Origin of the sequence: Streptococcus infantis, assembly GCF_047464715.1 — a bacterium.
GTDB lineage: Bacteria > Bacillota > Bacilli > Lactobacillales > Streptococcaceae > Streptococcus > Streptococcus infantis_S.
This window is the reverse complement of sequence record NZ_JASHBJ010000001.1, coordinates 492,420-511,679: the sequence shown is the minus strand read 5'-3', so window position 1 is coordinate 511,679 and position 19,260 is coordinate 492,420. Positions and strand designations below refer to the sequence as shown.

Annotated in this window: 20 protein-coding genes; 11 read left to right on the top strand and 9 right to left on the bottom strand. The window is 37.9% G+C overall.

Going from position 1 to position 19,260, the window contains the following annotated elements:
* Positions 1 to 99: 99 nt before the first annotated feature.
* The 4 genes from QM419_RS02605 (at position 100) to lysS (ending at position 3,678) form a co-directional block, all read left to right on the top strand.
* Positions 100 to 942 carry a DUF368 domain-containing protein gene (locus tag QM419_RS02605; RefSeq protein ID WP_414277781.1) on the top strand — a complete coding sequence of 281 codons (843 nt, stop codon included), beginning with the start codon at positions 100 to 102 and terminating at the stop codon, positions 940 to 942.
* On the top strand, positions 942 to 1,427 hold the full coding sequence (locus QM419_RS02600) for an aminoacyl-tRNA deacylase (protein WP_414277780.1): 486 nt from the start codon (positions 942 to 944) through the stop codon (positions 1,425 to 1,427). The genes QM419_RS02605 and QM419_RS02600 overlap by 1 nt, the downstream gene beginning before the upstream one ends.
* Positions 1,424 to 2,047 carry a histidine phosphatase family protein gene (locus QM419_RS02595; RefSeq protein ID WP_414277779.1) on the top strand — a complete coding sequence of 208 codons (624 nt, stop codon included), beginning with the start codon at positions 1,424 to 1,426 and terminating at the stop codon, positions 2,045 to 2,047. Before QM419_RS02600 ends, QM419_RS02595 begins: the two co-directional genes overlap by 4 nt.
* Positions 2,048 to 2,187: 140 nt before the next feature.
* Complete coding sequence (lysS, locus tag QM419_RS02590; protein ID WP_414277778.1) at positions 2,188 to 3,678, top strand: lysine--tRNA ligase; 1,491 nt, start codon at positions 2,188 to 2,190, stop codon at positions 3,676 to 3,678.
* 83 nt (positions 3,679 to 3,761) lie between these two features.
* Here the strand turns inward: lysS and QM419_RS02585 are convergent, their stop codons facing one another.
* On the bottom strand, positions 3,762 to 5,432 hold the full coding sequence (locus QM419_RS02585) for a formate--tetrahydrofolate ligase (protein WP_414277777.1): 1,671 nt from the start codon (positions 5,430 to 5,432) through the stop codon (positions 3,762 to 3,764).
* Between the two features lie 232 nt (positions 5,433 to 5,664).
* On the opposite strand from QM419_RS02585, the gene coaB reads away from it, so the two are divergent.
* The 3 genes from coaB to QM419_RS02570 are packed head-to-tail and all read left to right on the top strand — an operon-like array spanning position 5,665 to position 7,464.
* Complete coding sequence (gene coaB / locus QM419_RS02580) at positions 5,665 to 6,351, top strand: phosphopantothenate--cysteine ligase (protein ID WP_414259053.1); 687 nt, start codon at positions 5,665 to 5,667, stop codon at positions 6,349 to 6,351.
* A gap of 14 nt (positions 6,352 to 6,365) precedes the next feature.
* Positions 6,366 to 6,917, top strand: coding sequence for a phosphopantothenoylcysteine decarboxylase (gene coaC, locus QM419_RS02575; RefSeq protein ID WP_414259052.1), 552 nt, complete (start codon positions 6,366 to 6,368; stop codon positions 6,915 to 6,917).
* Complete coding sequence (locus QM419_RS02570) at positions 6,901 to 7,464, top strand: ECF transporter S component (RefSeq protein ID WP_045614921.1); 564 nt, start codon at positions 6,901 to 6,903, stop codon at positions 7,462 to 7,464. Before coaC ends, QM419_RS02570 begins: the two co-directional genes overlap by 17 nt.
* A 35-nt stretch (positions 7,465 to 7,499) precedes the next feature.
* Here QM419_RS02570 and udk read toward each other — a convergent pair whose 3' ends face one another.
* The 3 genes from udk to QM419_RS02555 form a co-directional block, all read right to left on the bottom strand.
* Positions 7,500 to 8,138 (bottom strand): uridine kinase, encoded by a 639-nt coding sequence (gene udk / locus QM419_RS02565; protein WP_007555045.1) that lies wholly within the window; start codon positions 8,136 to 8,138, stop codon positions 7,500 to 7,502.
* Positions 8,139 to 8,259: 121 nt separating this feature from the next.
* Positions 8,260 to 9,993, bottom strand: coding sequence for a phosphoenolpyruvate--protein phosphotransferase (gene ptsP, locus QM419_RS02560; protein ID WP_414259050.1), 1,734 nt, complete (start codon positions 9,991 to 9,993; stop codon positions 8,260 to 8,262).
* Between the two features lie 4 nt (positions 9,994 to 9,997).
* Complete coding sequence (locus QM419_RS02555; RefSeq protein WP_000146952.1) at positions 9,998 to 10,261, bottom strand: phosphocarrier protein HPr; 264 nt, start codon at positions 10,259 to 10,261, stop codon at positions 9,998 to 10,000.
* A 361-nt stretch (positions 10,262 to 10,622) separates the two neighbouring features.
* Here QM419_RS02555 and nrdH point away from each other — a divergent pair, with 361 nt between their 5' ends.
* From nrdH to QM419_RS02535, 4 genes are all read left to right on the top strand, one after another.
* Complete coding sequence (gene nrdH, locus QM419_RS02550; protein ID WP_006145603.1) at positions 10,623 to 10,841, top strand: glutaredoxin-like protein NrdH; 219 nt, start codon at positions 10,623 to 10,625, stop codon at positions 10,839 to 10,841.
* A 69-nt stretch (positions 10,842 to 10,910) separates the two neighbouring features.
* Positions 10,911 to 13,070 (top strand): class 1b ribonucleoside-diphosphate reductase subunit alpha, encoded by a 2,160-nt coding sequence (gene nrdE, locus QM419_RS02545; protein ID WP_414259049.1) that lies wholly within the window; start codon positions 10,911 to 10,913, stop codon positions 13,068 to 13,070.
* A gap of 137 nt (positions 13,071 to 13,207) precedes the next feature.
* Positions 13,208 to 14,170 (top strand): class 1b ribonucleoside-diphosphate reductase subunit beta, encoded by a 963-nt coding sequence (nrdF, locus tag QM419_RS02540; protein ID WP_414277776.1) that lies wholly within the window; start codon positions 13,208 to 13,210, stop codon positions 14,168 to 14,170.
* 130 nt (positions 14,171 to 14,300) lie between these two features.
* Positions 14,301 to 15,068, top strand: a complete 768-nt coding sequence (locus tag QM419_RS02535) for a DeoR/GlpR family DNA-binding transcription regulator (RefSeq protein ID WP_414259046.1) — start codon at positions 14,301 to 14,303, stop codon at positions 15,066 to 15,068.
* A 49-nt stretch (positions 15,069 to 15,117) separates the two neighbouring features.
* On the opposite strand, the gene lacD is transcribed toward QM419_RS02535, so the two are convergent.
* From lacD to QM419_RS02510, 5 genes are all read right to left on the bottom strand, one after another.
* The gene (gene lacD / locus QM419_RS02530) at positions 15,118 to 16,098 is read right to left on the bottom strand and encodes a tagatose-bisphosphate aldolase (RefSeq protein WP_303942725.1); all 981 of its coding nucleotides are present in this window, start codon (positions 16,096 to 16,098) and stop codon (positions 15,118 to 15,120) included.
* A 1-nt stretch (position 16,099) separates the two neighbouring features.
* Positions 16,100 to 17,029, bottom strand: a complete 930-nt coding sequence (locus QM419_RS02525) for a tagatose-6-phosphate kinase (protein ID WP_414277775.1) — start codon at positions 17,027 to 17,029, stop codon at positions 16,100 to 16,102.
* Between the two features lie 10 nt (positions 17,030 to 17,039).
* Positions 17,040 to 17,555: a galactose-6-phosphate isomerase subunit LacB gene (lacB, locus tag QM419_RS02520; RefSeq protein ID WP_001216925.1), complete on the bottom strand. Its 516-nt coding sequence runs from the start codon at positions 17,553 to 17,555 to the stop codon at positions 17,040 to 17,042.
* 30 nt (positions 17,556 to 17,585) lie between these two features.
* Positions 17,586 to 18,011: a galactose-6-phosphate isomerase subunit LacA gene (gene lacA / locus QM419_RS02515; RefSeq protein WP_000029280.1), complete on the bottom strand. Its 426-nt coding sequence runs from the start codon at positions 18,009 to 18,011 to the stop codon at positions 17,586 to 17,588.
* 263 nt (positions 18,012 to 18,274) lie between these two features.
* Complete coding sequence (locus QM419_RS02510; RefSeq protein ID WP_414277774.1) at positions 18,275 to 19,183, bottom strand: aldose 1-epimerase family protein; 909 nt, start codon at positions 19,181 to 19,183, stop codon at positions 18,275 to 18,277.
* Between the last annotated feature and the right edge of the window lie 77 nt (positions 19,184 to 19,260).

The following is a 19,260-nucleotide window of genomic DNA, read 5'->3' as shown; positions in this document are numbered from 1 at the left end:
TTCAGCAAGCAGATATTCCTTCTGCTTGCTTTTTTATTTCTCTTACTTTGTGATATAATACAAGAAGAGAATTTTAGAGAATAAATATGGAGAGAGTTTATGTTATCTTGGATTTCAAAAATGATTAAAGGAATTGTTATTGCCCTAGGATTTATATTACCTGGTATATCTGGTGGTGTTCTGGCAGCTATTTTAGGGATTTATGAAAGAATGATTCGATTTCTTGCCCATCCATTTAAAAACCTTAAAGAAGATATCCTTTATTTCTTACCTGTTGCTATTGGAATGTTACTAGGTATTGGGCTATTTTCTTATCCAATTGAGTACCTCCTTGAGCATTATCAGGTTTATGTTTTATGGAGTTTTGCGGGTGCTATTATTGGTACAGTCCCAAGTCTTGTAAAGGAAGCTACTCAAGATTCTGAAAGAGACAAAGTCGATCTGATTTGGTTTTGGGTTACCTTTATCGTTTCTGGAATTGGTCTTTACGCTTTAAACTTTGTTGTTGGTTCACTCAGCGCAAGTTTCACAAGTTTTATCCTAGCTGGTGCTCTGCTCGCTCTAGGTATCTTGGTTCCTGGATTAAGCCCCTCAAATCTTCTCTTGATTTTAGGTCTTTATACCCCAATGTTAACTGGATTTAAAACTTTTGATTTATTTGGTACCTTCCTTCCAATAGGAATTGGGGCTGCTGCCACTCTTATTATTTTTTCAAAATTGATGGATTATGCTCTTCGTGTCTACCACTCTCGTGTCTATCACTTTATCATTGGGATCGTCCTTTCAAGTACTCTCTTGATATTGATTCCAAATGCGGGTAATGCCGAAAGCATTAACTACAGTGGTTTATCTCTTGTTTCCTATGTCATCATCGCCTTCTTCTTCGCTCTTGGCATTTGGTTAGGTATTTGGATGAGTCAGTTGGAGGATAAATACAAATAATGGCTAAAAAAGTTAAAGTAAAAAAAACCTTAGTAGAGCAAATTTTGACTAAGGCAGGTGTTGACCATCAAGGTATTCAAATCAATGCTTTAGAAGGAGAACTTCCTTCTGGTTATGATAGAAATCATACCTTTAAGACCTTAGCGTTATTGGGTGACAAGACTGGTCCAGTTATTGGAATTGTTCCCATCACTGAACACCTTTCTGAAAAGAAATTAGCAAAGATTTCAGGTAATAAAAAAGTGGCCATGGTTCCGCAAAAGGATTTAGAAAAAACAACTGGTTATATCCATGGTGCAAATAACCCTGTCGGTATCCGTCAAAAACACAACTACCCTATTTATATTGATGAAACAGCTTTGAAATTAGAAAAAATGATTGTATCTGCCGGAGAAGTCGGACACAGTATCATCATTGCGCCACAAGATTTGGCAAACTTTGTTAAAGCAAACTTTGTTGATATTTTGGAGGAAAACAAGTCATGAAACTTTACTTTGTTCGTCATGGTCGAACAGTCTGGAATCTAGAAGGTCGCTTTCAAGGTGCAGGCGGAGATTCCCCACTTCTTCCTGAGTCCATTGAGACTTTAAAGGAACTCGGTCAATATCTTAAAGATGTTTCATTCGATAAAATTTATTCGAGTGATTTGCCAAGGGCTGTAAAATCTGCTGAAATTATCCAAAGCCAACTAACAAACCCGTGCCCTCTGGAAAGTGTACCTGAACTAAGAGAATGGCATCTTGGTAAACTAGAAGGTTTAAAAATTGCTACTTTAAATGCGATCTATCCGCAGCAAATTCAAGCCTTTAAAACAAACTTAGCCAAGTTTGATACTAGTATGTTCGAAGCCGAATCACTCTACAGCACAACTCAACGAACCATTCAATTTATTAAATCTTTGAAAAGCACGAAGGCAGAACAACTATTACTGGTTGGCCACGGAGCAAATCTCACTGCAAGTCTTCGTACTCTTTTAGGCTATAATGAAGCTCTTCTCCGCAAAGATGGAGGTTTGGCCAATGCAAGTCTAACAATTATAGAAACTGAAGACTTTAAAAAATTCAATTTAAAAACATGGAACGATACTTCTTATCAAAGAAAATGATAGAACTTGATGGATAGAATCAAGTTCTTTTTAGTTTTTATAGAATATCCGTGAATTTCTTGACTATTTATGATAAAATGGGAGTATCGTGAAAAATTGATTTATTATTTCAAAATTTGATTAAAAATTAGGAGGAACCCATGTCAACAGAACATATGGAAGAATTGAATGACCAGCAGATCGTTCGCCGTGAAAAAATGGCAGCGCTCCGTGAACAAGGAATTGATCCTTTCGGTAAACGTTTTGAACGTACTGCCAACTCTCAAGAACTAAAAGATAAATTTGCTGACCTTGATAAAGAACAGCTAAACGAATTAAACGAAACTGCTACTATTGCTGGACGTTTAGTCACAAAACGCGGTAAGGGTAAAGTCGGCTTTGCTCACCTTCAAGACCGCGAAGGCCAAATTCAAATCTACGTTCGTAAAGATGCTGTCGGTGAAGAAAACTACGAAATCTTTAAGAAAGCTGACCTTGGTGACTTCCTAGGTGTTGAAGGTGAAGTGATGCGTACGGATATGGGAGAACTCTCTATCAAAGCTACTCACATCACACACTTGTCTAAAGCCCTTCGTCCCCTTCCAGAGAAATTCCACGGACTTTCAGACGTTGAAACAATCTACCGTAAACGTTACCTTGATTTGATTTCTAACCGTGAAAGCTTTGATCGCTTCGTCACACGTTCAAAAATCATTTCTGAAATCCGTCGCTACCTCGATGCTCAAGGTTTCCTTGAAGTCGAAACACCTGTTCTTCACAACGAAGCTGGTGGTGCTGCTGCTCGCCCATTCATCACACACCACAATGCACAAAACATCGACATGGTACTTCGTATCGCGACTGAGCTTCACTTGAAACGCCTTATCGTTGGTGGTATGGAACGTGTTTATGAGATCGGTCGTATCTTCCGTAACGAAGGAATGGATGCTACACATAACCCTGAGTTCACTTCTATCGAGGTTTATCAAGCTTATGCAGACTTCCACGATATCATGGACTTGACTGAAGGTATTATCCAACACGTAGCTAAAGCTGTTAAAGGTGACGGACCAGTTATCTATCAAGGAACTGAAATCAAGATAAACGAACCATTTAAACGTGTTCACATGGTTGATGCAATCAAGGAAATTACAGGTGTTGATTTCTGGAAAGATATGACTTTCGAAGAAGCTAAAGCTATCGCAGCTGAGAAGAAAGTTCCAGTTGAAAAACACTACACAGAAGTTGGTCACATCATCAATGCCTTCTTTGAAGAATTTGTCGAAGAAACTTTGATTCAACCTACCTTTGTTTATGGTCACCCAGTAGCTGTATCTCCACTTGCTAAGAAAAATCCTGAAGACGAGCGCTTCACTGACCGTTTCGAGCTCTTCATCATGACTAAAGAATACGGAAATGCCTTCACAGAATTGAACGATCCAATCGATCAGCTTAGCCGATTTGAAGCTCAAGCCAAAGCAAAAGAACTTGGTGATGATGAAGCAACAGGCATTGACTACGACTACATTGAAGCCCTTGAATATGGTATGCCACCAACAGGTGGTTTGGGAATCGGTATTGACCGTCTCTGCATGCTCCTCACAGATACTACTACTATCCGTGACGTACTTCTTTTCCCAACTATGAAATAAAGATTAAACTCCTAGAAGGTTTCTAGGAGTTTTTTCTAGTAAAAAAGACAACCTCATTTATAAGGTTGTCTTTTGTTGTTCGATTAGAATAATCCAAGAACAGTTCCATCGCTTTCAACATCCATGTTGAGAGCAGCTGGTCGTTTTGGAAGTCCAGGCATGGTCATAACGTCACCAGTAAGTGCAACGATAAAGCCTGCCCCCAATTTTGGTACCAATTCACGAATAGTAATTTCAAAGTTTTCAGGTGCACCAAGTGCATTTGGATTATCTGAGAAACTGTATTGAGTTTTCGCCATACAGATTGGTAATTTGTCCCAACCGTTTTGTACGATTTGTGCGATTTGAGTTTGAGCTTTCTTCTCGAAGTTTACTTTGCTTCCACGATAGATTTCAGTGACAATCTTTTCAATCTTTTCTTGAACAGAAAGGTCGTTGTCATAGAGACGTGTGTAGTTTGCTGGGTTTTCGTCAATTGTTTTGACGAGAGTTTCAGCCAGAACCACTCCTCCTTCAGCTCCATCAGCCCATACGCTAGCTAATTCGACTGGTACATCGATTGAAGCACAAAGTTCTTTCAAGGCTGCAATTTCTGCTTCTGTATCAGATACAAATTCGTTAATAGCAACAACCGCTGGAATACCAAACTTACGGATATTCTCAACGTGACGTTTCAAGTTTGCAAATCCAGCACGTACTGCTTCTACATTCTCTTCTGTCAAAGTATCCTTTGCAACTCCACCATTCATTTTAAGGGCACGAAGAGTCGCTACAATAACTACTGCACTTGGAGCTGTTGGTAAGTTAGGTGTCTTGATATCTAGGAACTTCTCAGCACCAAGGTCTGCACCAAAACCAGCCTCAGTTACTGTGTAATCAGCCAAGTGAAGTGCTGTTGTCGTTGCCAATACAGAGTTACAACCATGGGCAATATTGGCAAATGGGCCACCATGTACAAAGGCAGGTGTACCATAGATTGTCTGAACCAAGTTTGGCTTAATAGCATCTTTCAAAATCAATGCTAAAGCACCCTCAACCTGCAAATCACCTACTGAAACTGGTGTGCGGTCATAACGGTAGCCGATGACGATATTAGCCAAACGACGTTTCAAATCTTCAATATCAGTTGCCAAGCAAAGAATGGCCATGATCTCGGAAGCAACTGTGATATCAAAACCATCTTCACGTGGAATACCATTAAGTGGACCACCAAGACCAACAGTTACGTGACGAAGGGAACGGTCGTTCAAGTCTACAACACGTTTCCAGAGAATACGACGTTGGTCGATACCTAGCTCATTCCCTTGATGCAAGTGATTGTCAATCAGGGCAGAAAGAGCATTGTTTGCAGTTGTAATAGCATGCATATCACCAGTAAAGTGAAGGTTGATATCTTCCATTGGTAAAACTTGTGCATAACCACCACCAGCAGCACCGCCCTTGATACCCATAACAGGTCCAAGAGAAGGTTCGCGGATAGCAATCATGGTTTTCTTACCAATCTTATTCAAGGCGTCTGCAAGCCCGATAGTGATAGTCGATTTCCCTTCTCCTGCTGGTGTTGGATTGATGGCTGTTACCAGGATCAATTTTCCTACAGGATTGCTCTCAACTGCACGGATTTTATCAAAGCTAAGCTTAGCCTTGTACTTTCCGTACAATTCCAAATCGTCGTAAGAAATACCAAGTTTCTCTACAACATCAACGATTGGTTTTAGCTCGATACTCTGTGCGATTTCAATATCTGTTTTCATAACAAACTCCTCTACATCTAATGTGTTAATTCATTATATCATAAAACAAGATTTTTAACAGTGATTATGATTAGTAACGTTCGTGAATATCGCTAAATAACAGACTTTCTTTATCTCTATCTAAATTTTTATATGTCTTTATAGATTTTAACTATGGATTAACATCCTATTTCCGACCCTTGTTATATCACTTTCATTTTACTTAATGCTCATTTTTTTGTACAATAGTTCTATGAAAATTTTAGTTACTTCTGGCGGTACTAGCGAAGCAATTGATAATGTTCGTTCAATAACCAACCACTCTTCTGGTAGACTAGGTAAGATTATAACCGAAACTCTTCTAGCGGCTGGTTATGAAGTTTGTTTGATTACCACTCTTCAGGCAGTTAAGCCAGTTAGTCATCCAAACTTAACCATCATCGAAATTAAAAATACAGTTGATTTGCTACAAGTCATGAAAGATAAGGCAATGGATTACCAGGTATTAATCCATTCTATGGCTGTATCAGATTACACTCCTGTCTATATGACTGGATTTGGTGAGGTTAAAGCTAGTCAAGATTTAACAGAGTTTTTAGATAAGAAAAATCAGGAAACCAAAATCTCATCTAAGGAAGACGTCCAGGTTCTATTTCTCAAGAAGAATCCAAAAATCATATCTCTTGTTAAAGAATGGAATCCTAAGATTCACCTGATAGGATTTAAATTACTGGTTGATGTCAGTCAGGAACATCTGATTCAAGTTGCTCAGGAAAGTCTTGAAAAGAACCAAGCTGATTTAATTGTCGCAAACGACCTTACTCAGATTAGTAGCGACCAACATAAGGCTTACTTAGTTGAAAAAAATTCTTTCCAAACTGCTATGAGTAAACAAGAAATTGCTGATTTACTTCTCGAGAAAATCAAAAGCTATGACTAAAAGAAAGGAATATTATGGCCCGTATTACACTCGCTATTACTGGATCTATTGCCGCATATAAGACAGTTGACCTAGTTAGTTCTTTGAAAAAACAGGGGCATTCTGTTACTGTTCTTATGACTCAGTCAGCAACAGCATTTATTCAGCCATTAACTTTACAAGTACTATCACAAAATACTGTACATCTCGATGTCATGCAGGAACCTTTTCCAGATCAAGTGAATCACATTCAAATAGGAAAAGAAACAGATTTATTTATCGTAGTTCCTGCGACAGCCAATACAATTGCTAAATTAGCTCACGGGTTTGCTGACAATATGGTGACTGCTACTGCTCTTGCTTTGCCACACTTTGTACCCAAACTATTGGCTCCAGCTATGAACACAAAGATGTTTGACCACCCTGCGACCCAAGCTAATCTTAAAACTTTAGAAGATTATGGTTATACAATTATTTCTCCTAAAGATTCGCTACTGGCCTGTGGTGATATCGGTCGTGGTGCTCTCGCTGATTTTGAAACTATTTTACAACAAATAAAGGATAAACTTCATGAACAAACGCTCTAATATTGCTCCAATCGCTATCTTTTTTGCCAGTATGATTGTCATTCATTTACTGAGTTCAATCCTATTTAACGTACTGCCCTTTCCTATTAAACCAACTATCGTCCACATTCCAGTAATTATTGCAAGTATTATCTATGGACCAAGAATTGGCGCGACCTTAGGTTTCTTAATGGGAATGATTAGCTTGACGGTTAATACACTTACAATTCTACCAACAAGCTATCTCTTCTCACCTTTTGTACCTAATGGTAACCTATATTCAGTTGTGATTGCAATTGTCCCACGAATCTTGATAGGTTTAACGCCTTATTTCGTATACAAACTGCTAAAAGGAAAAGCCGGACTGATCTTCGCAGGTGCACTTGGCTCGCTGACAAATACAGTATTTGTTTTAGGTGGTATCTTCTTCCTCTTTGGTAATGTTTTTGATGGAAATATTCAAAAACTATTAGCGACTGTTATCTCCACAAATTCGATCGCAGAATTAATCATCTCTGCTCTCTTGACCCTCATTATCGTTCCAAGACTTGAAAAAATAAAACAATAAAAACTGTATCAATAGATACAGTCTTTTTTTATTTATTACTGGGCTAAACGAGCCTCTTCTAAAATCTTTTCAATCTTAGTAGTCAACAAGTCAATCGCTACAGTATTGGTTACTCCTTCAGGAATTACAATATCAGCGTAACGTTTTGTAGGTTCAATGAATTGATGATACATAGGTTTTACTACACCTAGATATTGATCAATAACGCTATCCAAACTACGACCACGTTCTTCCATATCGCGTTTAATACGACGTATGATACGAACATCATCATCTGTGTCCACAAAAATCTTTATATCCATCAAATCACGAAGACGTTTGTCTTCTAAAACCAAAATTCCTTCTACAATAAAGACGTCTTGAGGTTCTTGACGATAGGTTTTCGAGCTTCTTGTATGGGCAGCATAATCATAGGTAGGAATATCAACAGGACGCCCCGCCAACAATTCCTTAATTTGCTCAATCATCAAGTCAGTATCAAAAGCAAAAGGATGGTCATAATTAGTCTTAATACGTTCTTCAAAGGTTAAATGTGATTGATCTTTATAGTAGGAATCATGCTCAATCATAGAGATTTTCTCATTTGGAAAATGTGACAAGATAGCCTTCGAAACACTGGTTTTTCCTCCACCAGATCCCCCTGTTACTCCGATAATGATTGGTCTGTTTTGCATAGTTGCCTCCGTATTTTTCCTTTGTCTATTTTACCATATTTTTAGAAAATTTTACAGGATGACTTTTTAAATTAGACTATAAAAAAACCTTGTAGTTTAGTTCTACAAGGTTTTATTGTTTTTAATCAAAGTTAACGTATTCTTTTGAAAGCTCAAGAACTTCTTCCATTGTTGAACATTCAGTAAGAGCACGGTTAGCGTATTCTTGCATCTTAGCTGTGTCAAGTTTCTTCATCAAGCTACGTGTACGAAGAACAGATGTAGCTGACATAGAGAACTCATCCAAGCCCATTCCAACAAGAAGTGGAACAGCAGTTTGGTCACCAGCCATTTCACCACACATACCAGCCCATTTACCTTCAGCGTGAGCTGCTTTGATTACGTTGTTAATCAAACGTAGGATTGATGGGTTATATGGTTGGTAAAGATATGAAACTTGTTCGTTCATACGGTCAGCAGCCATAGTGTATTGGATAAGGTCGTTTGTACCAATTGAGAAGAAATCAACTTCTTTGGCAAATTGATCCGCAAGCATCGCAGCAGCTGGGATTTCAATCATGATACCAACTTGGATATCATCTGCAACAGCAACGCCTTCAGCAAGCAATTTAGCTTTTTCTTCTTCAAGAATACCTTTAGCAGTACGGAACTCTTTCAACAAAGCAACCATTGGGAACATGATACGCAATTTACCGTGAACAGATGCACGAAGCAAGGCACGCAATTGTGTACGGAACATTTGGTTACCAGTTTCAGAAATAGAGATACGCAAAGCACGGTACCCCAAGAATGGGTTCATTTCTTTAGGAAGATCGAAGTAAGGAAGTTCTTTATCTCCACCGATATCCATTGTACGAACGACAACAGGTTTACCGTTCATACCTTCAAGAACTGCTTTGTAAGCTTCGTATTGATCGTCTTCTGTAGGGAAGTCTTGAGAATCCATGTACAAGAATTCTGTACGATAAAGACCGACAGCTTCTGCACCGTTATCATTCACACCTTCAACGTCTTTAGGTGTTCCAATGTTTGCAGCCAACTCAAAGTGTTTTCCATCAGCAGTAACTGTTTTAGCGTCTTTCAAAAGAGCCCATTCAGCTTTTTGTTTAGCGTAAGCTTCACCAGCTGCTTTGAATTCTGCAATTTGTTCTTCACTTGGGTTAATTACAACTTCACCAGTAATACCTGAAACTGCCAAAACATCACCATCTTTAACAAGTTCAGTAATGTTGTTTGTACCTAAAACAGCAGCAATTTCAAGTGTACGAGCCATGATAGCTGAGTGGCTTGTACGTCCACCAATGTTTGTTACAAAAGCTTTTACAAAGTTTTTGTCCAATTGAGCAGTATCAGATGGAGTTAAGTCATGTGCAATCACGATTACTTCTTCATTAATAGAAGCTGGGTTTGGTAACTTCTTACCAAGAAGATTTGCCAATACACGTTTTGTAACGTCGCGGATATCTGCTGCACGTTCTTGCATGTATGGGTTGTCTTCCATTCCTTCGAAGATAGTGATAAACATGTCTGTAACTTCTTTCAGACCTGCTTCTGCATTTACTTTCTTAGCACGAATCGTTTCTTTAATCTGACCGATCAATTCAGGGTCAGCAAGAACCATCAAGTGAGCGTCAAATACTTGCGCCGCTTCTTCACCAAGCGTACCTACAGCCTTCTCGCGGATAAGAGAAAGCTCGTTTTGAGAAGCTTCAAGAGCAACATCCAAACGAGCCTCTTCTGCATTTGTATCTTCGACTGTAACAGTCTCGAATGATAAATCCGGTTGAACGAGTAGATATGCTTTAGCAACTGCAACACCATCAGATGCTGCGATTCCTTTAAGCATTTCTGTCATATCCTTATGCCAATCCTTCTTTTTCCATTGTTTCTGAGATAGCAGCGATAGCGTCATCAGCGTCTGCACCTTCAGCAGTGATTGTAACGTCAGCACCTTGACCAACACCAAGGCTCATAACACCCATGATAGATTTAAGGTTAACTGATTTACCTTTGTACTCAAGAGTAATATCTGAAGCAAATTTGCTAGCAGTTTGTACCAACAATGTTGCTGGACGTGCGTGAATACCTGTTTCTGCCACTACGTGGAAATCTTTAGAAGCCATAATTTGACTCTCCTTTAAATGTTTTCTTTTTGAGTTATATCTGATAACCCTTACAATTTGGTATTATATCACCTTCTAGGATTTTTTTCAAGTATTTTATGGGATTTCTTCTTTTTCCTTTCAGATAACTTGCTGAAAATCTTCTATTTTATGTATCAAAATACATCATATAGTTTTTTATAATTTTAATATTTAGAAAACGCTGTTATTTATGGATTTCATTTTTTTCAATCACTATATATTGTGTTTTGTTAAGTGTCATTGAAAAAAATTCTACAATATTTAGTTTTTCTTCGTTGACAAAGATTATTTTTCTGATATACTTAAGAAGTAATTAAATTTTTGAAAGAGGAGTTACAGAATGGTAACCGTTTATTCTAAAAATAATTGTGTTCAATGTAAAATGACCAAACGTTTCTTAGATAGTAACAATATCGCTTATCGCGAAATCAATCTTGACGAACAACCTGAATTTATTGAACAAGTTAAAGAGCTTGGCTTTAGCGCTGCTCCTATCATTCAAACACCAACTGAAGTTTTCTCTGGTTTCCAACCAGCAAAACTTAAAAAACTTGCTTAAGTATCAGGATTAAAAGCTTCTATGTAAATCTTAGAAGCCTTTCTTTTGTAATGAAATAAAGGGAATTTTATGGGATTAAAACAACTTGAGGATGTAACATACTTCCGTCTAAATAATGAAATTAACCGTCCTGTTAACGGACAAATCATGCTCCACAAAGATAAAGAAGCTCTGGATGCTTTCTTTAAAGAGAACGTTGTACCAAATTCTATGGTATTTAATTCTATCACTGATAAAATTGATTACCTTATTAAACACGACTACATAGAAACAGCCTTTATCCAAAAATATCGCCCAGAATTTTTGGAGGAGCTTTATCAATTTATTAAAGACCAAAACTTCCAATTCAAATCTTTCATGGCTGCATACAAGTTTTACAATCAATACGCCTTGAAAACTAACGATGGAGAGTACTATCTTGAGAGCATGGAAGACCGTGTCTTCTTTAACGCTCTTTACTTTGCTGATGGAGACGAAGCAATTGCTATTGATATCGCAAACGAAATCATCCACCAACGCTACCAACCAGCTACACCTTCCTTCTTAAATGCAGGTCGTGCACGTCGTGGTGAATTGGTATCATGTTTCTTGATCCAGGTTACAGATGATATGAACTCTATCGGACGTTCTATCAACTCGGCTCTTCAACTTTCACGTATTGGTGGTGGTGTAGGGATTTCACTCAGCAACCTTCGTGAAGCTGGGGCTCCAATCAAAGGATATGAAGGTGCAGCCTCTGGTGTCGTACCAGTTATGAAGCTTTTCGAAGACAGCTTCTCTTACTCAAACCAACTCGGTCAACGTCAAGGTGCTGGGGTTGTTTACCTCAACGTCTTCCACCCAGACATTATCGCTTTCCTTTCTACTAAGAAAGAAAATGCTGATGAAAAAGTTCGTGTGAAGACACTTTCACTTGGTGTTGTGGTACCTGATAAATTCTACGAATTGGCTCGTAAGAATGAAGAAATGTACCTATTTAGCCCATATTCTGTAGAAAAAGAGTATGGCGTACCTTTCAACTATATCGATATCACTGAAAAATACGATGAGCTAGTTGCAAATCCAAACATTCGTAAGACAAAGATCAAGGCGCGTGATTTGGAAACTGAAATTTCTAAACTACAACAAGAATCTGGCTATCCTTACGTTGTCAACATCGATACAGCTAACCGCGCTAATCCTGTCGATGGTAAGATCATCATGAGTAACTTGTGTTCAGAGATTCTTCAAGTCCAAGAACCAAGTCTTATCAATGATGCGCAAGAATTCCTTAAAATGGGTACTGACGTTTCATGTAACCTTGGTTCAACAAACGTGGTCAACATGATGACGTCACCTGACTTTGGTCGCTCAATCCGAGCTATGGTGCGTGCTTTGACCTTCGTTACTGATAGTTCTCACATCGTAGCTGTACCTACAATCGACCACGGAAACAGCCAAGCTCATACATTTGGACTTGGTGCTATGGGACTTCACAGCTACCTTGCGCAACAATTGATCGAATACGGATCACCTGAATCTGTCGAATTCACCAGCATCTACTTCATGCTTTTGAACTACTGGACTTTGGTAGAATCAAATAATATTGCGCGTGAACGTGGTGTTACCTTCCACAACTTTGAAAAATCAGACTATGCAAATGGAAGCTACTTTGATAAATACACAAGTGGAGAATTTGTTCCAAAATCTGATCGTGTTAAAGAACTCTTTGAAGGAATCTTTATCCCATCTGCAGCTAATTGGGCTGAACTTCGTGATAAAGTTAAAGCAGATGGACTTTACCACCAAAACCGTCTTGCTGTAGCACCAAATGGTTCTATCAGCTACATCAATGACGTGTCTGCATCTATCCACCCAATCACTCAACGTATCGAAGAACGTCAAGAAAAGAAAATCGGTAAGATTTACTATCCTGCAGCAGGATTGTCAACAGAAACTATCCCTTACTACACTTCTGCCTATGACATGGATATGCGTAAAGTTATTGATGTTTATGCTGCTGCAACTGAGCACGTAGACCAAGGGCTTTCACTTACTCTCTTCATGCGTAGTGATATCCCAACAGGTCTTTATGAATGGAAGAAAGAGAACAAACAAACAACACGTGACCTATCTATCCTTCGTAACTACGCCTTTAACAAGGGCATTAAGTCTATCTACTACGTTCGTACCTACACAGATGACGGCGGTGAAGTTGGTGCTAACCAATGTGAAAGCTGTGTGATTTAAAATCTCACTGAAATCTTGTTTACAAAGATAAGGTAACATCAAAAAGTCGGTACTCCGACTTTTTGTGCGGTAGCCCAATCACACAAGGCTAGAACATTCATCACTATTTTAATAAAATCAAAAGAAAGAGATTTGTAATGGAAACTTACTACAAAGCCATTAACTGGAATGCCATCGAAGATGTCATTGATAAATCAACTTGGGAAAAACTAACCGAACAATTTTGGTTGGATACACGTATCCCCTTGTCTAATGACTTAGATGACTGGAGAAAGTTATCAAATCAAGAAAAAGACTTAGTAGGAAAAGTCTTTGGTGGTTTGACACTTTTGGATACCATGCAGTCTGAAACAGGGGTAAATGCCCTTCGCACTGATATCCGTACTCCTCACGAAGAAGCTGTTTTTAACAACATTCAATTTATGGAATCTGTCCACGCTAAATCTTATTCTTCTATCTTTTCAACCTTGAATACTAAGTCTGAAATTGAGGAAATCTTTGAGTGGACTAATACGAATCCATATCTTCAGAAAAAAGCTCAAATCATCAATGAAATTTACCTCAATGGTACTCCTCTTGAAAAGAAAGTAGCCAGTGTATTCCTTGAAACCTTCCTCTTCTATTCTGGTTTCTTTACACCACTCTACTATCTTGGAAACAACAAACTGGCTAACGTTGCTGAAATCATCAAACTTATTATTCGTGACGAATCTGTTCACGGAACATACATTGGTTATAAATTCCAACTTGGTTTCAACGAATTACCAGAAGAAGAGCAAGAAAAGTTAAAGGACTGGATGTACGACCTCCTCTACACTCTTTATGAAAATGAGGAAGGTTATACAGAGAGTTTATATGATGGTGTTGGTTGGACTGAAGAGGTTAAAACTTTCCTTCGCTACAATGCCAATAAAGCTCTTATGAACCTAGGACAAGATCCTCTCTTCCCAGACTCAGCTGATGATGTAAACCCAATTGTTATGAACGGGATTTCAACTGGTACATCAAACCACGACTTCTTCTCTCAAGTTGGTAACGGATATCTACTTGGTGAAGTTGAAGCTATGCAGGACGATGATTATAACTACGGATTAGACTAATTAAAAAATATAAAAACATCTGAGTTAAAAACAAACACAGATGTTTTTTGTTTTTGTTTAGTTTTGTTTTCTTTAAGTTGCTTAGATGTTTAAAATATGATAAAATGATAGTGGATATGGGGGTGATTCAATGCTAAAACAAGAAAAACTGGATATGATTTTAGAGATTGTCAATACAAGAGGAACCATCACAGTCAAAGAAATAATGAATCGTTTAGATATTTCTGATATGACTGCTCGACGTTATCTACAAGAATTAGCTGACAAGGATCTACTTGTTCGAGTGCATGGAGGTGCTGAAAAGCTTCGTTCTGGTTCTCTATTAGCAAATGAACGCTCGAATGTCGAAAAACAAGGTCTTCAGATTGCTGAAAAACAAGAAATCGCAAAATTTGCTGGTCATTTAGTCGAAGAAAGAGAAACAATTTTTATCGGTCCAGGTACTACTCTCGAGTTCTTTGCTCGTGAACTTCCTATAGATAATATTCGTGTGGTAACAAATAGCCTTCCCGTTTTCATTATCTTGAATGAACGAAAACTGACTGATTTAATTTTGATTGGTGGAAATTATCGAGAAATCACTGGTGCCTTTGTCGGAACCTTAACGCTCCAAGATATCGAAAGCCTTCAATTCTCTAAAGCTTTTGTTAGTTGCAATGGTATAAAAGATCAAGCTATCGCTACTTTTAGCGAAGATGAAGGCGAAGTCCAAAAGTTAGCATTAAATAATGCTAATAAAAAGATTCTTCTTGCTGACCATAGTAAATTTAATAAGTTTGATTTTTATACTTTCTATAATATCGCTGATATTGATACAATTATTTCAGACTCAAAACTTAGCCAAGAAACCCTAAAAACTTTGTCTAAACAAACAAAAATTATTAAGTCGACACCTTAAAAAGTCTCACCAATGGTGAGACTTTTTTTATTATATTTTTTACTCGGATTTACACACGTTCAGTCCATGAAGTTGCTGTTGTTTTAAGAACTTTGTTAAGTTCATCAATGTTCTCGAAACCAGTTGTACGAAGCCATTCGCGAGCAGCTGCTTCACCGTCTTTAATATAAGCTTCCACTGATCCAGCCCATGTTGCACGTCCACAAAGAACACCATTGAAGTTTGCACCTGATTCGTGGGCAAATACAAGAGTTTCTTGGAAGAGCTTAGCTGATACACCAGCACTCAAATAGATGTATGGTAGATTTGTTGCTTCGTCTTGTGCTTTGAAGAATGCTGCTGCTTCTTCACGTGTGTGAACAACTTCGCCTTCAGCGAAACCTTCAACGTATTTAACGTTAACTGGAACTTCCACTTTCAAAACATCAATGTTAAAGCGTGGGTCTGAGAAGACTTTCATAGCACCAATAACTTTGTGTGGTTTTACTTTAGCGTATTCAGCAGAACCTGCATCAGCAATTTTTTCATCGTAAGCAAGAATTTCAAGGAAGAATGGAATATCTTCTGCCACACACTCAGAACCAATACGTTCGATGTAGGCTTGTTTTTGTTGGTTGAGTTCGTCAGAGCTATCTACGTCGTAGTAAAGCAAGAACTTAACAGCATCTGCACCTTGTTCTTTGATACGTTTTGCAGACCAAACATCCAAGCAGTCTGGCAAGCGTTTTGTGCTTGTTGTGTCGTATCCAGTTTTTTCATAAGCAAGGAGAAGACCAGCATTTGGAGCAAGAGCTTTAGTCGCTGGAAGTCCGTACTCAGGGTCAAGTAGCATAGATGAAGCATATTTAGTCAATTCATCTGCTACCAAGACTTTAAGTTCTTCCATTTGAGCTACTGTTGGCTCTTCTGTTTGGTATTGAGCCATAAGGCGTTTCAAAGCACCACGTTGGTCAAAAGCAAGAGCTGAGATGATACCATTTTCATCTGAGAGTTTTTTCAAACAAGCACGTTTATTTTCTGTTAAAGTCATTTTATACCTCTTTCACAATTAATTGGTCAAATAAATTTTGATAGTTAGCCATATTGACATGACCGGTCATTTTTTCTTGAGCATTAAGCATACCAAGGACATTTGCCTTAGTCAACAATTCTTGATCAGATTCTTTATGGAAAAGACCTGATGCAATACCTGCTACAGTAGAATCACCAGAACCAACTGGATTTACTACTTGAATTTTTGGAATATCTACTTTGTAGAAAGTGTTACCGTGTTTAGCGAATGCTCCGTTAGCACCTAAGGAAACGATGATCCACTCGATTCCATCAAATAGTGGTTCTTTAAGGACTTCTTTTAATTCATCCAAGTCTTTAGAAATTTCTCTTCCTAAAAGTTGAGATAATTCTTCATTATTTGGTTTGATGACTGTTGGTTTATGTGGAGACTCAAGAACTGCCTGAAGTGCAGCGCCTGAACAGTCCAATACAACAGGTTTCCCAGCTTGATTAGCAAGTTCAACCAAACTAGCATAGTAATCAACAGGAAGTCCTGCTGGTAGGCTTCCTGAAATAGCCACTACTTCAACACTTTCTAAAAGTTCCTTAAAGTAATGAAGAAAACCTTGTCCCTCTTTTTCTCGAACCTCAGGGCCTTTTTCAAGTATTTCTGTTTGGTTTTCTCCATGTAGAATTGCGATACAGTTACGTGTTTCTCCTTGGATTGTGAAGAAACGTTTCCTTACTTTATCATCAATATTTTCTACAAGAAATTCTCCAAGCTTACCACCGATAAGCCCAGTTGCCACTACTGAATCACCGAATTCTGATAGGACACGTGTAACATTTAAACCTTTACCACCAGCCGTTTTAGTTACATCTACAACACGGTTGACTGTGTCAATTTTCAATTCATCCAAAGGATAGGAAATATCAATGGATGGGTTCATTGTGACTGTTAAAATCATGAGTCACCTCTTAGTCGTGGTATTCACCGCGATCCCATTTTTCAAGGAATTCTGTAAAGAAGTTGGCATCCGTTTGATGATCGTTATGAGTTTCAACGTGTTGGATTTTTGCGATCAATTTTTTATTTTCTTCAGATGGTTTGTACTCAGCGTTGATGAAAGCTTCAATGATATCGCACATAAGCAATTCACCAGTGATTTTACCACCAAATCCGATAACGTTGGCATTCAATTGTTCTTTTGCATAAAGGGCTGTTGTCATATCACGAACCAAAGCAGAACGAACACCTGGCACTTTGTTAACAGCGTTATTGATACCTACACCAGTACCACAGATACATACACCAAGATCAGCTTGGCCACTAACTACTGCTTCACCAACTTTTTTACCAAAGATTGGGTAGTGAGTACGAGCGTGGTCATAAGTACCAAAGTCGATGACTTCATGTCCTTTTGATTTCAAAAATTCTGAAACCGCCATTTTTTCATTAGTTACGATGTGGTCACATCCAATTGCAATTCTCATTTTTATCTTACCTTTCTTTCGTTATAAAAATTAGCACATTTTGTTCAACATGTCGACACGAATCTGGTGACGACCGCCGTCGTACTTACCGTTTACAAAGCCTTTAGCGATGTTCTTAGCCAATTCGTCACCAACGAGTTGAGCACCCATAGTAATCATACGTGAGTTGTTGTGACCACGAGTCATATAAGCTGAACGTTCGTCAGATACTTCTGCAGCAACCATTCCTTTGATTTTAGTTGCAACCATAAATGGACCTGCACCATAAGCATCAATGACAATACCAAGGTTTTGTTCTTCTTTTTTAACTTCTTCAGCAACTGCAAGAGTTACATCAACGAAGTCTTGACCTTCAGCTGTAACATCCACAACGTGGAAGTTTTCTTTTTCCAAGAAATCTTTAACGACTTCTTTCAATCTCAACCCTGCAGCATCTGCACCAATAACAATAGACATATTGTATACTCCTTTTTTATAATAGACCAGTAAAAATATTTTGGTTATGGAAAGAAAATGACCATCACCAAGTAGTTACTAGTAGTTTTGTTGACAATAATTTAAATTAAGAACAAATATCTTATTCGTTTCTTAATAAGCTTTCTTCAGAGAAAAGCCAGAACAGTAATCTTGTTAAAATAAACACAAATTGTTCTTTATAAACATAATATACTACTATTAGTTGGAAAAGTCAACAATTTATGTTTGTTTTTGTTTATTTTTTATAAAATCTCGATATTAAATCCAACCTGATCAAAATCACTAGGTTTTATAATCTTAACATCTTTCTTATCTTCCAGTCTATCTCCTTCTTCTATTGAAGTAGACAAACCTGACCATGGTTCCAAGGCAATAAAAGGCCCTTTATTAAGAGTTGACCATACGATTAAATTTGGAAACTCTTTAAAATCTAGTTTCAACCCTTTATCATGTTTTCGTGAACGCAAAGCTACTGTGCGAGATTCCAACTCATCTAATGTCACAGCATCATAGCTAAAGAAGTCATAATTCAAGTCTATTTCTTTTTGATTATTTAACCAAGAATTTCTATCTTTTAAATCCAACATTCCTGTTTCTGGGAAAGGTTTTGGAACTGTACATGTTTCTGGCTTTTCAAATTCAAGATAGTAATCTTCATATACCTCGTCATCTAGTAAGGGACAGTTAAAACCAGGATGCCCACCGATAAAATATGGCATCGATTTTTCAGCTTCTTTATTATATATTTTATACTGTGTACGTATGGTTTTCCCAGTCACTGTATACGTAATTTCTAAACGAAAATGATAAGGGTAATTTGCATACATTTCTTCATCATCTTCAATAGCGAATGTAACAGAATTATCTGTTTGTTCGACTAATGTAAATTCTTTTTTTCTTACTAGACCATGTCGAGGAATTTTTCCTTCTTTTTGACTACCATCTTCATTATCATAAAGGACCGTATCATTTCTTACTGAACCACATATTGGGAATAATACGGGTGCTTGTCCACTCCAATAAGTTGGATCACCCTGCCACAAATACTCTACATCATCTTTATCTTTTATAGAGGATAGCGCTCCTCCAAGTGTTTGAAACTCAACATTTAATTGATCTGATTTCAATTCAATCACAGCTGTTACCTCCATTTTTTCAAAAAAACTAGGCTGACTGCTCCACGCTGGAAACTGACAACCTAGTTTTTACAATTTACATTTTTAGGAGC

Bases quoted from the DNA above. Each gene is read 5' to 3' on its own strand.
- QM419_RS02605 (WP_414277781.1), top strand. From the start codon at position 100: ATGTTATCTTGGATTTCAAAAATGATTAAAGGAATTGTTATTGCCCTA.
- QM419_RS02600 (WP_414277780.1), top strand. From the start codon at position 942: ATGGCTAAAAAAGTTAAAGTAAAAAAAACCTTAGTAGAGCAAATTTTG.
- QM419_RS02595 (WP_414277779.1), top strand. From the start codon at position 1,424: ATGAAACTTTACTTTGTTCGTCATGGTCGAACAGTCTGGAATCTAGAA.
- lysS (WP_414277778.1), top strand. From the start codon at position 2,188: ATGTCAACAGAACATATGGAAGAATTGAATGACCAGCAGATCGTTCGC.
- QM419_RS02585 (WP_414277777.1), bottom strand. From the start codon at position 5,432: ATGAAAACAGATATTGAAATCGCACAGAGTATCGAGCTAAAACCAATC.
- coaB (WP_414259053.1), top strand. From the start codon at position 5,665: ATGAAAATTTTAGTTACTTCTGGCGGTACTAGCGAAGCAATTGATAAT.
- coaC (WP_414259052.1), top strand. From the start codon at position 6,366: ATGGCCCGTATTACACTCGCTATTACTGGATCTATTGCCGCATATAAG.
- QM419_RS02570 (WP_045614921.1), top strand. From the start codon at position 6,901: ATGAACAAACGCTCTAATATTGCTCCAATCGCTATCTTTTTTGCCAGT.
- udk (WP_007555045.1), bottom strand. From the start codon at position 8,138: ATGCAAAACAGACCAATCATTATCGGAGTAACAGGGGGATCTGGTGGA.
- ptsP (WP_414259050.1), bottom strand. From the start codon at position 9,993: ATGACAGAAATGCTTAAAGGAATCGCAGCATCTGATGGTGTTGCAGTT.
- QM419_RS02555 (WP_000146952.1), bottom strand. From the start codon at position 10,261: ATGGCTTCTAAAGATTTCCACGTAGTGGCAGAAACAGGTATTCACGCA.
- nrdH (WP_006145603.1), top strand. From the start codon at position 10,623: ATGGTAACCGTTTATTCTAAAAATAATTGTGTTCAATGTAAAATGACC.
- nrdE (WP_414259049.1), top strand. From the start codon at position 10,911: ATGGGATTAAAACAACTTGAGGATGTAACATACTTCCGTCTAAATAAT.
- nrdF (WP_414277776.1), top strand. From the start codon at position 13,208: ATGGAAACTTACTACAAAGCCATTAACTGGAATGCCATCGAAGATGTC.
- QM419_RS02535 (WP_414259046.1), top strand. From the start codon at position 14,301: ATGCTAAAACAAGAAAAACTGGATATGATTTTAGAGATTGTCAATACA.
- lacD (WP_303942725.1), bottom strand. From the start codon at position 16,098: ATGACTTTAACAGAAAATAAACGTGCTTGTTTGAAAAAACTCTCAGAT.
- QM419_RS02525 (WP_414277775.1), bottom strand. From the start codon at position 17,029: ATGATTTTAACAGTCACAATGAACCCATCCATTGATATTTCCTATCCT.
- lacB (WP_001216925.1), bottom strand. From the start codon at position 17,555: ATGAGAATTGCAATTGGATGTGACCACATCGTAACTAATGAAAAAATG.
- lacA (WP_000029280.1), bottom strand. From the start codon at position 18,011: ATGTCTATTGTTATTGGTGCAGATGCTGCAGGGTTGAGATTGAAAGAA.
- QM419_RS02510 (WP_414277774.1), bottom strand. From the start codon at position 19,183: ATGGAGGTAACAGCTGTGATTGAATTGAAATCAGATCAATTAAATGTT.